The organism is Cyanobacteria bacterium FACHB-DQ100 (assembly GCA_014695195.1).
Lineage (GTDB): Bacteria > Cyanobacteriota > Cyanobacteriia > Leptolyngbyales > Leptolyngbyaceae > Leptolyngbya.
In genome coordinates, this window is sequence record JACJNW010000013.1 from 1 (window position 1) to 15,081 (window position 15,081).

14 protein-coding genes and 2 pseudogenes are annotated in these 15,081 nt (G+C 47.2%); 5 read left to right on the top strand and 11 right to left on the bottom strand.

Translation table 11 applies throughout. The annotated features are described in order from the left end of the window. Positions 1-8: 8 nt before the first annotated feature. The 6 genes and pseudogenes from arsJ to H6F51_03590 all read right to left on the bottom strand — a co-directional run bounded on the left by arsJ (position 9) and on the right by H6F51_03590 (position 5,126). Complete coding sequence (gene arsJ / locus H6F51_03565; GenBank protein MBD1821583.1) at positions 9-1,271, bottom strand: organoarsenical effux MFS transporter ArsJ; 1,263 nt, start codon at positions 1,269-1,271, stop codon at positions 9-11. A 4-nt stretch (positions 1,272-1,275) separates the two neighbouring features. Beyond that, positions 1,276-2,286: an ArsJ-associated glyceraldehyde-3-phosphate dehydrogenase gene (locus H6F51_03570; GenBank protein MBD1821584.1), complete on the bottom strand. Its 1,011-nt coding sequence runs from the start codon at positions 2,284-2,286 to the stop codon at positions 1,276-1,278. Between the two features lie 133 nt (positions 2,287-2,419). After that, positions 2,420-3,150 (bottom strand): annotated as a pseudogene (locus H6F51_03575) (substrate-binding domain-containing protein). A gap of 113 nt (positions 3,151-3,263) precedes the next feature. Beyond that, positions 3,264-3,593 carry a winged helix-turn-helix transcriptional regulator gene (locus tag H6F51_03580; GenBank protein MBD1821585.1) on the bottom strand — a complete coding sequence of 110 codons (330 nt, stop codon included), beginning with the start codon at positions 3,591-3,593 and terminating at the stop codon, positions 3,264-3,266. A gap of 215 nt (positions 3,594-3,808) precedes the next feature. Next, complete coding sequence (locus H6F51_03585; protein MBD1821586.1) at positions 3,809-4,657, bottom strand: DUF1206 domain-containing protein; 849 nt, start codon at positions 4,655-4,657, stop codon at positions 3,809-3,811. A 328-nt stretch (positions 4,658-4,985) separates the two neighbouring features. Further along, entirely contained in the window at positions 4,986-5,126 is a 141-nt protein-coding gene (locus tag H6F51_03590) for a hypothetical protein (protein ID MBD1821587.1), read from the bottom strand. Between the two features lie 362 nt (positions 5,127-5,488). On the opposite strand from H6F51_03590, the gene H6F51_03595 reads away from it, so the two are divergent. Continuing rightward, positions 5,489-6,295: an alpha/beta fold hydrolase gene (locus H6F51_03595; GenBank protein ID MBD1821588.1), complete on the top strand. Its 807-nt coding sequence runs from the start codon at positions 5,489-5,491 to the stop codon at positions 6,293-6,295. A gap of 39 nt (positions 6,296-6,334) precedes the next feature. On the opposite strand, the gene H6F51_03600 is transcribed toward H6F51_03595, so the two are convergent. Both H6F51_03600 and H6F51_03605 read right to left on the bottom strand, forming a co-directional pair. Continuing rightward, a complete protein-coding gene (locus tag H6F51_03600) occupies positions 6,335-7,366 on the bottom strand; it encodes an iron ABC transporter permease (GenBank protein MBD1821589.1) in 1,032 nt (343 codons plus the stop codon). Continuing rightward, the gene (locus tag H6F51_03605; protein MBD1821590.1) at positions 7,363-8,382 is read right to left on the bottom strand and encodes an iron ABC transporter permease; all 1,020 of its coding nucleotides are present in this window, start codon (positions 8,380-8,382) and stop codon (positions 7,363-7,365) included. The genes H6F51_03600 and H6F51_03605 overlap by 4 nt, the downstream gene beginning before the upstream one ends. 191 nt (positions 8,383-8,573) lie before the next feature. On the opposite strand from H6F51_03605, the gene H6F51_03610 reads away from it, so the two are divergent. The 3 genes and pseudogenes from H6F51_03610 to fetB all read left to right on the top strand — a co-directional run bounded on the left by H6F51_03610 (position 8,574) and on the right by fetB (position 11,034). Beyond that, positions 8,574-9,263 carry an ATP-binding cassette domain-containing protein gene (locus H6F51_03610; GenBank protein MBD1821591.1) on the top strand — a complete coding sequence of 230 codons (690 nt, stop codon included), beginning with the start codon at positions 8,574-8,576 and terminating at the stop codon, positions 9,261-9,263. 50 nt (positions 9,264-9,313) lie between these two features. Then, positions 9,314-10,190: pseudogene (locus H6F51_03615) on the top strand (Rpn family recombination-promoting nuclease/putative transposase). 37 nt (positions 10,191-10,227) lie between these two features. Continuing rightward, on the top strand, positions 10,228-11,034 hold the full coding sequence (gene fetB, locus H6F51_03620) for an iron export ABC transporter permease subunit FetB (GenBank protein ID MBD1821592.1): 807 nt from the start codon (positions 10,228-10,230) through the stop codon (positions 11,032-11,034). Here fetB and H6F51_03625 read toward each other — a convergent pair whose 3' ends face one another. The 3 genes from H6F51_03625 to H6F51_03635 are packed head-to-tail and all read right to left on the bottom strand — an operon-like array spanning position 11,035 to position 12,946. Further along, complete coding sequence (locus H6F51_03625) at positions 11,035-11,841, bottom strand: ABC transporter ATP-binding protein (GenBank protein MBD1821593.1); 807 nt, start codon at positions 11,839-11,841, stop codon at positions 11,035-11,037. Positions 11,842-11,873: 32 nt separating this feature from the next. Further along, positions 11,874-12,275, bottom strand: a complete 402-nt coding sequence (locus H6F51_03630) for a biopolymer transporter ExbD (protein MBD1821594.1) — start codon at positions 12,273-12,275, stop codon at positions 11,874-11,876. Between the two features lie 20 nt (positions 12,276-12,295). Next, positions 12,296-12,946: a MotA/TolQ/ExbB proton channel family protein gene (locus H6F51_03635; protein ID MBD1821595.1), complete on the bottom strand. Its 651-nt coding sequence runs from the start codon at positions 12,944-12,946 to the stop codon at positions 12,296-12,298. Positions 12,947-13,268: 322 nt separating this feature from the next. Here H6F51_03635 and H6F51_03640 point away from each other — a divergent pair, with 322 nt between their 5' ends. Beyond that, on the top strand, positions 13,269-14,846 hold the full coding sequence (locus H6F51_03640) for a TonB family protein (GenBank protein MBD1821596.1): 1,578 nt from the start codon (positions 13,269-13,271) through the stop codon (positions 14,844-14,846). Positions 14,847-15,081: the final 235 nt, after the last annotated feature.

Below are 15,081 nucleotides of genomic sequence, written 5' to 3' on the forward strand. Positions count from 1 at the left end.
ACATTGCGTTAATCTCCGTCTTTCGCTTTCCAGGCAATCGCTTTACTTGGCTGGGGCGTGGGTAATTTGAGAGAAATTAAGGCGGCAGCTAGAACAAACACTGCCGAAGTCCACAGGCAACCGATCAGCCCAAAGCTCTGATAGATTAGTCCTGATAAAACGGTTCCTGCTAATCGCCCTCCAGAGTTTGCCATGTAGTAAAAGCCAACGTTCAGGGCTACTTTATCATCATCGGTATACGCCAGAACCAAGTAAGAATGAACGGCTGAATTGAAGGCAAAAACGACACCAAAAATCATCAATCCACCGACGATCGCATAGTTTGGATTCACTCCAGCCGCTAGCGCGATCGCAATCAATACAGGCACGATCGTTAAGGTCAATGTCCAAAACCGAATCGTGCTGGTCGAGGGCGGGCGACCTGATCCAAATCGTTTGATCAAGGTCGGTGCAGAGGACTGAATGATGCCATAGCCAATCACCCACATGGCCATGAATCCGCCAACCTGGTAGAACGACCATCCCAGCGGCCCGCGCAGAAACACAGGTAAGCCCACCACAAACCAGACATCACGAGAGCCAAACAGAAAGAATCGTGCAGCCGACAGAATGTTGATTTCGCGACTCTTGGAAAATAGCTGCGTGAACTTCACCTTGCCTTTGATTTTACCCATGCCACTCGGCAGCAACAATCCGGTGAACATCAACACAAACAGTCCACCTGCCATTAGCCATAGGGAATGCACAAAGCAGATCGAAGCCAGTAATGCGGCTCCTAAGAAAAACCCTGCCCCTTTGAGCGCATTTTTCGATCCGGTGAGAATTGCAACCCATTTGAAGAGCGAGGATTGGGCATCTTGGGGGACGACTAACCGAATTGCACTTTTGGAACTGAGCTTAGTCAAATCTTTCGCAATTCCGGAAAATGCCTGAGACATCATAACATAAGCGATCGCAAACCACTGTGCCCAACTGCGATCGAGAAACGACAACATGATCAGCGCGAAGATTTGCAGTCCAATCCCAGTGTAAAGCGTCGCTTTTAGACCTAGCCGAGAGCCAATCCAACCCCCAAAGAAATTCGTGACCACGCCAAACACTTCGTAAAACAAGAATAGGAATGCAACTTGTAAAGGCGAGTAACCAATTTCATAGAAATAGAGCAGCACCAACAGTCTGAGCGCACCATCGGTAATCGTAAAGCCCCAGTAAGCAAGCGTTACGAGAATATAGTTTTTGAGATTGGCACTAGATGCGGTTGTAGAGGACATAAGATTAGTTCAGACTCAGTGCAACTTTTCGAGTGAGTTCAACCATGCGATTCGAGTAGCCCCATTCGTTGTCGTACCACGCCAGGATTTTCACCTGTGTTTGATCGACAACCATTGTCGAGAGAGCATCAATGATCGAGGAGCGGGGATCGTCTTTGTAATCGATCGATACGAGTGGACGTTCTTCGTATCCCAAAATGCCTTTTAACGCGCCTTCCGAGGCTTCTTTTAGGAGTTGATTCACTTCTGCGATCGTGGTAGGTCTTTCCACTTCAAACACACAATCGGTCAGCGACGCATTGAGTAATGGCACTCGAACGGCTAAACCATTGAGCTTGCCATTAAGTTCAGGGTAGATAAGCCCGATCGCCGTTGCTGATCCTGTTGTCGTCGGGATGAGCGATAAGCTGGTTGCTCTTGCTCGACGCAAATCTTTGTGAGGAGCATCGACGATCGTTTGAGTGTTCGTATTGTCGTGAATCGTCGTAATGATGCCATGCTTGATGCCTAACCCTTCATGGATCACTTTCACAACGGGAGCTAGACAGTTTGTAGTACAAGAAGCCGCCGTCAGCAGGTGATGTTCGTTGGGCTGATACAGATGATCATTGATGCCCATGACAATGTTGAGTGCGCCTTGTTTGACTGGAGCCGCCACAATCACCTTTTTCACACCACGCTTGAAATAGGGATCGAGCGTTTCCGGGGTGCGAAACTTGCCAGAGCATTCTAGAACAATGTCAACGCCGTAATCTTCCCAGGGCACATCGCCAGGTTTAGCAGATTCGCTGAACGTGACGGGTTTGCCATCGATCAGAATGCGATCGTCTCCAGCTTCCACGTCCGGTGTCCAACGCCCATGTACCGAGTCGAATTTCAGCAGATGAGCTGCCGTTTCTGCACCACCTTTCACTTCATTGATGTGAACAAACTCGAATTCTGACCACCCCCAAGCGGCGCGAAAATCTAGTCGTCCAATCCGCCCGAACCCATTGATTCCAACCCGTATAGTCATGGCTTTATTTTGAGAAATTACAGATTCATATCAAATTAATTTGATATGAATTTCACTATAAATCATTCGATCATGAAGTACAGCAATTTCTTGAAAAAATCACCTAAAAAAATTGATGCGTTTTTGAGAAACTTCACCTATGTTCGATTAATGCAGACTTTAGAACATTGATGTAGATGAACAAAGGGCGAGAGAACGGGCGATACTGTGCTTTTTCAACCGTTTCGCGGGACGGTAAAATTGCCCCTCTACCTTTTCCATCATCTATTGCCAAGGCTCTTAGTTCATTTTGCTTCGCTTCATAGTAGGAAAGCCCAAAGTAGCCGAGTGCATCTGGATCTTTGCTCACACCCGCAACTAACTCGTTGTCATCTTCACCCGCGGTATAGTCTGTTCGGCCGTGATGTCTTTTGCCCAAGTGTTCTGAGAATTAACTGCGATCGTGAGCGCATCAAACGCGATCGGTAGTTCATAAAATCGGACTCCTGCTTTTCCACAAGCCTGCATTTCTGCTTTCAGAATCGGGCGAGAGGCATTATTAATATCGGTTTGACCCGCGCAGAATCTTTTAAAGCCGCCCCCTGTGCCAGAAAACTGAATCTCAATCTGACCTGCTTTGTCACCCTTTGCTTGACGGTACTCTTTCACTATCAATCGGGAGATCGGAAACACGGTACTCGATCCATCAATCTTAATGCCCGGATAGGAAGGAATCGCTGGATTGGTAATATCTTGAGGTGCAGTTGTCGCTTGGAATGGGTTAGAGTTATCGGTTGGATTCGAGGTGCAACCTGAAATCCCAAGGGTCAATACGACGCAAGTGCCTAGCAGGCGTTTAAAGGGAATGGATGTTTGAAGGGTCATAGTGCATCCACCATTGGCTGAATGAGGAATGCACTCATCATTTCAAAAAATCTTGATGGTTTCAAGTATTCTGCAAAACATTCAACATTAAAAAATGTGAAGGAATTGATGGACTATTCCTCATCCCGACATTTCCGCACGGGAAGAATCGGGCTAAAGCGGCGGAATTCCGCGAGATACTGCTCCAGCACGATAAATTGTGTCAGATTCAGGCTGTAGTAAATCCAGCGTCCCTCTTGCCGTGCCTGAACCAGTTGTGCCTCTTTCAGAGTCTTGAGATGAAAGGAGAGTTTCGATTGGCTCACGTCTAACGCCTCGCACAGATCGCAAACACACAGTTCACGATCGCGCAAGAGATCCAACACTTGAACGCGCAAGGGATCAGACAGCGCGTGAAAGCCCGCAACAATAATATTTGATGAAACATCAGCAGTTTTTGGCATCAACTTTTCTTAAAAGGATGAGGTAAGTACCTTCAGTTTAATGTGCCATTTCATCAAACGGGAAGTACCGGAGTGACAATTAAGCGATCGCCTCGTACTAAAATCGACCGGTACTCTAGACACAGCAAGCAGTTGGCTCGCTTGCTGTGTCCTTAAAGGTTGCTGCATCACTTCACACAGAGTATCCAAGCTCAGCTTGGGTGCGACCTTTTCTACTAATCCTGTATGAGTCGTCGATATCGAGCTTCGATTAGAGAGTAAATGCTATAAGCAATCAAACCCAAGGCCACAATTCCTAAAATCCAAGTCCCATAAGGCTGCTGGGCTAGGACGGCTAATGCTTCCCCTAGTCCTCTAATCTCAGTTGCATCAGACTGCCAAGCCGCAATGATCACAAACAGTCCAATCACACAAAAAACTACGCCCCGTGCGGCAGTGCCAAATTGTCCGACTCGCTTTGCCCATTTGCGCTCCGATAACCGCATCTGATCTAGCTTAAAATGACGCTGAAATTTTGCCGTATACGCCTGATAAAAGTGCGATAAGCCGACTCCCACTACGATCGTACCTGCCAAACCAACTAGCCATTGTCCTAAAGGTTGAGCTAGCACAAGTTCTGTCCAGTCTTGGGATGCTTTTCCGTCTGCTCCGCCTGTTCCTAGAATCAGATTAAGAGCAGTCAGCGCCAGCCCTGAATAGGCGATCGCGCTCAATAAATAACCAATCCGGTTGACAATCCGTTTTGCAGAGTTGGGTCTGCCTTCATGCTCTGGATCGAAAATTGCTTGGGCAAACCGCCACAGCACATAACCGACAATGCCGATCGCAACGAGACTTAGAAGCAGCTTGCCAAACGGCTGCACCACGATCTCTTGTAATGCCCCACTCGTGTCGGTGGTTCGTCCTCCCGCGCCAATCGCAGCTTGTGCTGCTAACAATCCCACAACAAAATAAACAATTCCTTTAGCAGTGTAGCCAAGCCGAGCAAGCTTTTCAAATCCAGGATGATGCAGGGTTTGCTGTGCAGATTGCTTCAGTGGAGGAGGAAGATCAGGGCGAGTCATAGAGCGTAAAGTAAGACTGCCCCTACAGTGAGACGCTTGATTAGTCAGTGCATCTATCGGAATAGGTAACTTCGGCGAACGCGAGGCTGCAGCTGGGCACAATTTCTGGGCACAATTTTTTGAGCAATTCTTGTTTCCAAGCAAGGTTGGAAACATCATTGACAGCGTTTCTCTAGTGGCAACCCTCAATCATGCTGAAGTTGCTCGATACGAGGATTAGGCGATCGCGGCTCAAACAAGTGATTCTATAGAGGGTCGTTGGTCACAATTCTCTGAATTACTGTGTGAAAAGTTCAGACATTCTAAAGTTCAGACATTTTAAGGAGGTTCAAATGCAAACTCCCGCCGTTGTTGAAAGCGATTCTTTGTCCCACAAGCTAGAGCAGATTGGCAAGATTCTGCGGAAGGCATCATCGTTTTGATTGGCTTGTTTGTCACATTGCTTGTTTGTCACATTGTCGATCGTCATCCCAACGCTCAAAGCAAGTGATCTCGTTCAACTGTACACACATCCCGTGAGCGTTTGAAACTTATTGATTATGAGTCTCAGTAAATAATGAAATCATTTTATCAAGCTATTGACAGTTAATATCAATAGCTTTAATTAAGAAATGTTACTAATGAAATAGAATAATTCTGTAAAATCCACAAAATATGGGTTTTAGAGTCAAGCTTACGAATGAGCAATGCAACTAATGAAACTTAATAGAAACTATTTCTATAACTACTTCTATTAAGTGTGATACGATTCTTCTTAATCTTATTGACTATAAGTCTCAAAAAGAGAAGATCAAATCGAGAACGATTGTATTGACTGGAGAAACAGTAAGAATGTCCAGAATTGGTTTATTTCGGGGGACTCAGACCGGCAATACTCAAACGATCGCAGAAGCGATTCAGCTTGATGTGTTGTGGCTCAGTTCGAGTCCGAGCTTAAAAATCTTCGATCGTGCTTTGCTGCAAGAGCTATCCCAGCAAGTCCGGATTGGACTCTGGGAATATCAACAAACGCAGGATGAAGCAAGCTGCCTCGATCGAGCAGTTGAGCTTTTACATGAATATTTGCAGACCTTCGATCGTTCGATTCATCTCGCAGGTCATGGAATGGGCGGAGTGATTGGGCTGACTTATGCCCGTCGGCATCCAGAAAAAGTACGATCGTTAACCTTACTAGCAGTCGGAGCACAGCCTGCAACTACTTGGCAAGCTTACTACTACATTCAACGTCGAATGCTGCCTTATAGTCAAACGCAGATCTTAGCTCAATCAGTTCGGAGCCTATTTGGTAATCACCTTCCGTATCCACTGAAACACATGGTGACACTGTTCGCAAGGGACTTAGATGAATCACCTTCAATCCACTCATTGTTTAAACTCTCAACGTTACCAAGAGGAGGAGTATCAGTTCCATTAATGATCTGCGGAAGTAAGACTGATCCGTTAATCTCACTCCCAAATCTGTACGAGTGGATCGATGAGTTTAAACCAGGAGACATGATTTGGACAGCACCGATCGGATCGCACTTCTTTCATCACTGTCAAGCCCAAGCAACGAGTCAAGAAATTCAGAAATTTTGGCGGTGTGTTGGAGCGAGATTGCAAGCAATGGAACGGAAAGTCGCTGTGCGATCGACATAAATTGAGATACCGCAATCCAGTAGCAGTAATGTCCTATTCTCACGATCCTTGACGTTTGCGAATCAAAAGGTAGAGAAAGAAAGGAGCACCGATCGCAGCCGTCACGACTCCACAAGGAAGCTCAATCGGAGCAAACGCAGCTCTACCGACAAAATCAGCCAAAACAACAATCACGCCCCCTATTAAGGCAGAAACCGGCAGTAGCCCTTCATGCCGATTCCCAACAATCTGTCGTCCTAAATGAGGAGCAATTAGCCCAACAAATCCGATCGATCCTGCTGTCGCCACTGCTGCTCCCGCCAAAGCAACCGCAACAATCACCAGTAATCCTCGATGCCATTCCACCCGGCTCCCTAGCCCTTTCGCAATGTCTTCTCCTAAGTTCAATACATTCAGATGTCTTGCCAAGCCAAACGCGATCGGGACAAAGATAATGAGCCACGGAAGTAGCGCGATCGCTTGTTCCCAGGTACGACCGTAAACGCTCCCTGCTAACCAGACTAAAGCTTGACTCACATCATGGATTGAGCCAAAAGTAATCAGTAAACTCGTGAATGCGCTTGCGATCGCAGATAGTCCAATTCCCATCAGAATCAGTAAAATTGGAGAACTTCCTCGATTCCAGGCTAATCCGTAGATTAATGCTGCCATCAGTGCTGCACCCGTAAATGCAGAAAACGGCAGGGCATAGACTGGCGCACTTGGAAACAAAACAATTACAGAGACAGCAGCTAAACTTGCTCCAGTATTGATGCCAATAATGCTTGGGTCAGCCAGTGGATTGCGCGTTAGCCCTTGAAAGATTGCACCGGAGATAGCAAGAGCAACCCCAACCATGAAAGCAACTAATGTTCGGGGCAATCGTAGGGTGTGAATCACAAATGCATGATCTGGATTGCCTGTATTGATGCCAAACAAGGTTTTGACAATATCTAGAACTGAGATCGGGTATTCCCCTCGTCCCACATTAAGAACAATCGCCGCCAAGCCAAATGCTAAGAGCAGAGCTGCAATCGCGGGCACTCGTTGATCGAGGCGAAACGATAGCACCGGAGAACGCCAATCGCTCATTTTTTCACCTTCACTTTTGCAAGATAGACAAAGAACGGTGCACCCACGATTGCAGTCATCACACCCACTGGTAGTTCTTGGGGTTTCAACACAACTCGCGCTGCAGTGTCTGAGAGTAACAATAAAATTGCACCTGCGATCGCGGAATACGGCAAGATCCAACGATAGTCTGTTTTGATGAAGAAGCGCACCATATGAGGAACCACTAAGCCGACAAAGCCGATGGGGCCTGCGATCGCAACTGAACTTCCTGCCAAGAGAACCACACTCGTCGCCGCTAATAGCTTCACCCAAATGGTTTGCTGACCTAAGCTCGTCGCAACGTCTTCCCCTAAGCTAATCGTCGTAATCTGTCTACCTAATAGGAATGCTAAAACTAATCCTGTGCCTAGGAACGGAAGCACTTGCAGAAATAGTTCAAAATCCCGTCCTGCTAGTGATCCCGCTAACCAGAAGCGAATCTCTTCAAGCGTCCGTTGACTCACAATCAGAACCGCAGTCGTGATCGAAGAAATCAATGCGGTCATTGCTGCACCCGCAACAGTAAGATTCAAGGGAGTTGCACCACCGCGTCCGAGAGCACCGAGCAAATAGACAAGTACGGCAGCGATCGCGGCTCCCAAAAATGCCACCCCTGCGTAAATCGTCAGCGACGAACTCCCAAAAATAAACAATGTGATCACAACTGCTAGAGCGCCGCCAGCTTCAATTCCTAAGATTCCAGTTTCTGCTAGTGGATTGCGGGTTAAGCCCTGCATTAATGCACCAGAAACAGCAAGAGCCGCACCCACTGACATTGCGATGAGCGATCGCGGCAATCTGATCGTCTGAATCACTAGATGATCAAACGAGTAATCGAAAGTCGTGAAGGATTCCAGAATCGTTCGTAGTGGAATATCTCTCGCGCCAAGTGTGACACTGTAAATTAGAACAATTAGCAGGACGATCGCACCCAAACCAAGTCCTAATAAAGATAGTAACGGTTGTTTGAAGGCTTTAGATGAGGCAGAAGTCATTGCAAGAGGGACTCTTAATGCAAATAAGTCCTAATTGTACTGGGTTACGTGTAAAAGACAACGGCTGATCAAAAGTATCATTCGAGCTAAGTGAGATCGTGGACTGGGTTGTAAAGCGCGATCGCATTTAGAGAGGGCTATACTCTATGGACGATCAAGAATAGTTCTACTTCCGTTCATTTTTGGACGCGATGTTTTGTATAGTTAAAGCTGGCGTGTCGATAGAAGCTCGTTTGTTAGTTCTTCAAAATTTAGGGCGACAAGTTGAAGAGAAGTGGATTTGGAAGCATCTTAATTTCGAGTTGCATCCAGGAGAAAGGTGCGCGATCGCGGGTGCTGCCGGAACCGGAAAGACATTGTTACTAAGAGCGATCGCAGCCCTTGATCCAATTCAAGCCGGAAGTATTTTATTTCAAGGTAAGAACTTGTCCGATTGGTTTATTCCTCGCTATCGCACTCAAGTTCTTTACCTACATCAACGCCCCGCACTACTAGAAGGAACAGTCGAACAGAACTTACAAGCAATCTATAAAATGTCAGTGCACCAATCACTGAAACCCTATCCTCTTGAGCGCGATCGCATCCTGAAGTATCTATCGAGCTTAGGACGATCCGCAGATTTTCTCAACCGCCCCATTCATGCCCTTTCAGGTGGAGAATCTCAGATTGCAGCTTTTCTGCGTGCTTTACTGTGTTCTCCGACTGTGTTGTTATTTGATGAACCGACCGCTTCCCTCGATGCACAGACTGAGCAACAATTCGAGCAGCTTGTACAATTTTGGCAACAGGAAGACCCAATGCGATCGTATTTCTGGACAAGCCATGATCCAGAGCAACTAAGCCGAATGACCGATCGCAGATTGAGGCTCGATCGTTTGTAGCAGGGGGATATTTACAGTACACTTGACCTTATTGTTTTTCGCACAATTTAATGCGACGCGATCCGCTGTTTTACAAGCTCTTTCAACGTTCTCCCGACTTGCTCTTTGATCTGATTGGGAATAAGCCCAACAATGCGGCTGATTATCGATTTGAATCAGTCGCCGTTAAGGAGCCAAAGTTTGAGATTGACGGTGTGTTTTTGCCGCCTGAAACCGGAGGGCCTGGAACCGTCTATTTCTGTGAGGTGCAAATGCAGAAAGACGATGAACTGTACGAACGGTTGTTTAGCGAATCGGCATTGTACTTCTACAGGAATAGCGCTCAGTTCTCAGATTGGCAAGCAGTGATTATCTATCCGACTCGCGCAACAGAGCAAAGTAAGCTGTATCCGCATCGTTCTCTGTTAAACGGGGATCAGGTGTATCGAGTGTTTTTTGGATGAATTGGGCGATGTGAGATCCTTACCTGTGACTGTGAGCGCACTCGTATTAACAATCTTGAAGGAAGATGAAGCGCCAGAAGTAGCGAGAGGTCTGATTGCACGGGCAGAGATGGAGGACTTCACGGCAACAGAAAGACGAGACATAATAGATATTGTGACCTCAATTCTAGTGTATAAATTTACGAACTTAAGTTGATCGGAGATTAGAGCTATGTTGGGATTAGATTTAACCAAAGAGCCAAGAGCAATTCGGGAAGCTAAGGAAGAAGGACGGGAAGAAGGACGGGAAGAGGTGCGCGGGCAAGAGGCGATCGCCCTGATTACTCGACAGCTAACTCGGCGGTTTGGGCAGGACTTTTCTGAAGAACTACGATCGCAGATTGCAGCCTTATCGTTGCCGTTGCTTGAAGACCTCAGTGAAGCTTTACTTGACTTCTCATCCGTGGCTGACTTAGAAGCTTGGTTAAGAGAACTTCAAGCATAAGCCTAACTGCAACGAGAACTGCTTACCTGAACTGCTAATGACGACTTCTTATGTTCCGATTAATAATGGACAGCTCGCGATCGCAGCCTTACTCATTGTGATTAATGTTGTTTTGTCAATCGCGCTACAACTGCGACTAGAGAAGCAGTTGTGGATTGGGGCAGTTCGGATGACGGTTCAACTTTTGCTGATTGGCTACGTTCTCAAGTGGATTTTTACTCTACAGTCGCCCTGGCTCGTATTAGCTGTAACTTTAATGATGACGATTCTGGCGGGACAATCTGCGATCGCAAGAACTAAACGTCGCTATCGGGGAATCTTTTGGAATTGCTTCATCTCAATCTTTGCCTCCTCAGCCTTGATGATCGGCGTGATTGTAGTTGGGATCATTAGAGTTGAGCCTTGGTATAACCCACAGTATGTGATCCCAATATTAGGTATGATTCTGGGCAATGCACTAACCGGGGCATCCCTTGCACTCGATCGCTTCACTGAAGATTTGATTATTCGACGAGATCAAATTGAAGCTTTGTTAGCGTTAGGTGCGACTCGATGGGAGGCTGCACAGCAAACAATTCAAGAAGCATTAAGAACCGGGATGATTCCTACAATCAATCAAATGATGGTGATGGGAACCGTGAGCTTACCCGGAATGATGACCGGGCAGATTATTGCAGGCGCAAATCCAACTGATGCAGTACGCTATCAGATTGTGTTGATTTTTGCGATCGCAGCCGGAACTGGACTCGCGACGATTGGAATTGTCTTACTTGGATTCCGAACGCTCTTTAACGTACAACATCAACTAAGACTTGATCGATTGCATCTCAGAGAAAAAGCCTAACTACGATCGCGCCTTTGCTTTCTGACTGATAGGAATGCACAGTGGCGTTCCTGAAATTGGATCTGCGAAAATCCGACACTCTAGATTGAACACAGCTTGAGCGAGTTCCTCGGTCATCACAGTCTTAGGATCGCCTGCTGCAAAGATTCTCCCTTCTTTGACTGCAACTAGATAATCTGCATACCGACAAGCTTGATTCAGATCATGCAGCACCATGACGATCGTTCTTCCTTGCTGCTGATTCAGGTTGTATAGCAAATCTAACACTTCAATTTGATGAGCAAGATCCAGAAAGGTAGTAGGTTCATCCAGTAATAAAATATCCGTATCTTGCGCGAGTGCCATCGCAATCCATGCGCGTTGTCGCTGCCCACCCGAAAGTGTATCTAGAGCGCGATCGCTAAACCCCACGAGATCTGTTGTTTCTAGTGCCTGTTGCACAATCTTTTCGTCCTGAATAGACCATTGTTGCAGCCAGTTTTGGTAAGGATAGCGTCCCTGAGCCACCAAATCTTTAACCGTCAGTCCTTCAGGTGCGATCGGATTTTGAGGTAACAGTCCTAATTGTTGAGCAACTTCTTTGGTCGATCGCCCGAAGATCGATTTGCTATCTAAATAAACTGCTCCATTCACAGGCTTTAATAGTCTTGCTAGCCCTCGTAGAAGCGTAGATTTCCCGCATCCGTTTGCACCCACCAAGGCGGTAATTTTGCCTGTGGGAATTTCTAGAGTCAGATCCTTAACAATAACTGTTCCATCGTAAGCAAGGGTGAGATTTCGAGTTGCGAGCGTTGCGGGTAAAGACATAAAAGATTGATTCAAAATTGCGGTGAATTTTTCTATTTCTTCTTCGTAGCGATTGCCATCTTGACTCCTTCAATCTTGCGAATTTCATCCATCACCGAAACAATCTGACCATGTTCTACCTTCTCGTCGGCATTGATTACAACAACTGCTTGCTGATTGGCTTGCATGAGTGTTCTAACCCCTGTTTGCAGTTCAGACAACTGAACCGATCGCTTGTTCAGTGCTAGTTCCCCGCTAGGCTTAACGCTCACCGCAATTCTCATCTGCTGCTGACTTTTAGAAGTTGCTGCACGAGGTAAGTTTACAGGCAAACCTTCAGAACGAGTCAGAAACAATGTAGAAATAATGAAAAATGTTAGTAACGCAAACACAACATCAATCATTGGAACAATGTTAATCTGTGCTGGAACGTCGTTATCTTCAGAAAACAGCATAGTGATTTGAGCGCAAATAATTAGTAATGTTGTGAAATCCGACCGTCTTCGTAACGACGGCTATAGATTAGCTCGAAACGATTTGCATATTCTTGAATCAAAGCGGTTTGGCGAGTGAAAAAACCTCGAAAGATACCGACTGCAAAAAAGTTAAAAATTGCAACGACTAATCCTGAAGCAGTCGAAACAAGCGCTTCACTGATCCCGCCTGTAACACCAGCAGTTTGACTGCCTCCGACATTTCCAAGATTCAAAGACGCAAACGATACGATCAATCCAGTCACCGTTCCCAACAATCCAAACAAAGGCGACAATCCAACAATCATGTCGAACAGATTCGTAAATCGTTTCATACCTGGAGTTTCAGCCTGTGCCTCCGCCTGCATTGCCAATCGAAACTGTTCAGGCGTAGGACGATCGAGCGACAAAGCAGATAGCAAAATGCGACCCGCAGGGAGATCAATGTTTTTCTTCAGAGTATCGATCGCGCCTGCCACATCGTTTTCCTGATACAACATCAATGTGCGCTGCATCATCTTGGGCTGACGTTTGATGATGCGACCCCAGTAGCGCGATCGCTCAATGATCAACCCGATCGCGGTGACAGAAAATAGCAGCAGTGGAATCATCACCACTCCACCTGCTATCAAAAAGTTAATCACATCACTCATCACTGCAACTCCAACCCAAGTTCACGAGAATTTTTAAAGTCAAACGGTTGTGGCTTCCAACTGAAGAAACAGAAACCCAAACCTATGTCAGCGTAAAACTGATGAAAATAATTGTCAAGTATTTTCATCAACTGAACCCAAGGACAGACACTAAAAGGCACTAAAGCATCAGGCTTATAGTCGCATCTTCAGAGTCGAATTTCTTCTAAAATCATGGATAATTAGTATCTAAAGCCATGGAGAACTGGTAATTGACAGATGCAAAATCGAGTATTAGTCTGAGTGAATGGAATCCCCTGATGCTAATAACTGTCAGTAAACTATGAATTTTGCCCCAGAAGTTGCGGAACAACGTCAGAAAGAAGCGACACAGCTGAGACGGTTTTTGCCCCTCAGCTTTACTGGCGCAATCATCGCGCATCTTCTTTTGATCCCCTTGCTTGCATTGGTTTGGAAGCAAGGGGCAGAGGTTGCGATCGCAGAGGACGAAATTGAAATTGTTGCCGAAGATCAAGCACAGGAAGAACCCGCCAATACTGAGTCTACAGTTCAAGATGCAGGAGGAAGCGGTGGTGGCTCTGAGCAGTTTGCACTGCTCAATCCAGAACCAAGCGCTCCTCCCCCCAACTCTGTAGAGGTTGCCCAGGCGATTCCTGAGCCTGTCCCCGAACCGATCGTTGAGCCAACTCCGGTTGAAGAACCCGAAGTCGTTGAAAACGATCGTCCCTTTCCAACTCCTAGCCCAACCCCTTCTCCTAGCCCAACCCCCTCTCCCAGCCCTGATCCCAGCCCAACCCCTTCTCCCAACCCTGATCCCAGCCCAACCCCTTCTCCCAGTCCTAGTGCTTCTCCTAGTCCTAGCGCTTCTCCAACATCCTCTCCTAACCCAACGGCTTCTCCCAGTCCATTGGCGCAATCTGGCACAAAACCAGAGGGTCAAAACGCTACGGCTCAATCAAACGCAAATCAAACAAACAGTAGTTCGACAAGCGGAACCAGCACTGGAACTGGAAACGGAACTGGAAATGGAGCGGGAAATGGAACTGGGAATGGCATCGGCAATCAAGGCAGTGGAAATGGAATTGGTAACGGCAACGGCAATGGAACTGGAAATGGAGCCGGAGCCGGACAGCAAGGTAAACCACAATCCAACCCATCACCGCAACCTGTTGCAATTCGACAAGCACCTCCCAGAGAAGAGGGCGATCGACCTGCTCAAAGTCGGAGAAAGCGACCTCGATGTAAAGAGAACTGTAATCTTGATGAATACTTGGGGGCAGAAGGGACGGCTCGCTTTGAGTATGATGTAGACAAAGATGGCAATGTGACAAATCTTCGATTGCGGAGATCGAGCGGCAACCCGGAGATCGATCGCAAAGCTGAAGAAGCCCTGAGACGGCGACGATTTGAAGCGTCTGAATCAGGTTTCCAAGGACAACGTATTCGCGTGACTTCTGAACAAGAGGGATCAAGCTTTCAGCGTCAGAATGACGAGCGTCGTCGGCAAGAAGCTGCCCAACGTGCGGAACGAGAAGCCCAGATTGCGGAACAAGAACGTTTGGAGCGGGAGCGGATACAGCGTCAAGCCGAGCAAGAGCGTCCGCCTGCATCCGCTACGGAACCTATTCAACCCAGTCCAACAACGGCTCCTGCACCCGAAACCCCTGCGGCATCTCCATCGGCTGCACCTACACCTGTGGAGCCTGCACCTGCTCCTGTTGAACCTCCACCAGAGCCTGCACCCGCGCCGGTCGAACCTGCTCCTGTTGAACCCCCAGCAGAACCTACCCCTGTTGAACCTTCACCGGAGCCTGCACCCGCGCCGGTCGAGCCTGCACCCGCTCCTGTTGAACCTTCACCAGAGCCTACACCCGCAGACGCTGCTCCTTCTAATCCGTAAAAGCATGAACTTGCCCTCCTTAACCCTTCCTCACGGGGAGAAGAAACTAAGGTTCTTGTTCCCTCTCCTCGTGGGAGAGGGCTAGGGTGAGGGCTGCAACCGCCTAAATCATTCTTCTACTCAGCAACGCCGAAAGTAGCACTGCTAGTGCATTCTCAACTGTTGCAGCAAGTCATCTAGAATTTGTGCTTCAGCTAGTGAACCTCGTAGCATGGTCATGTGTGCATCCATAAAA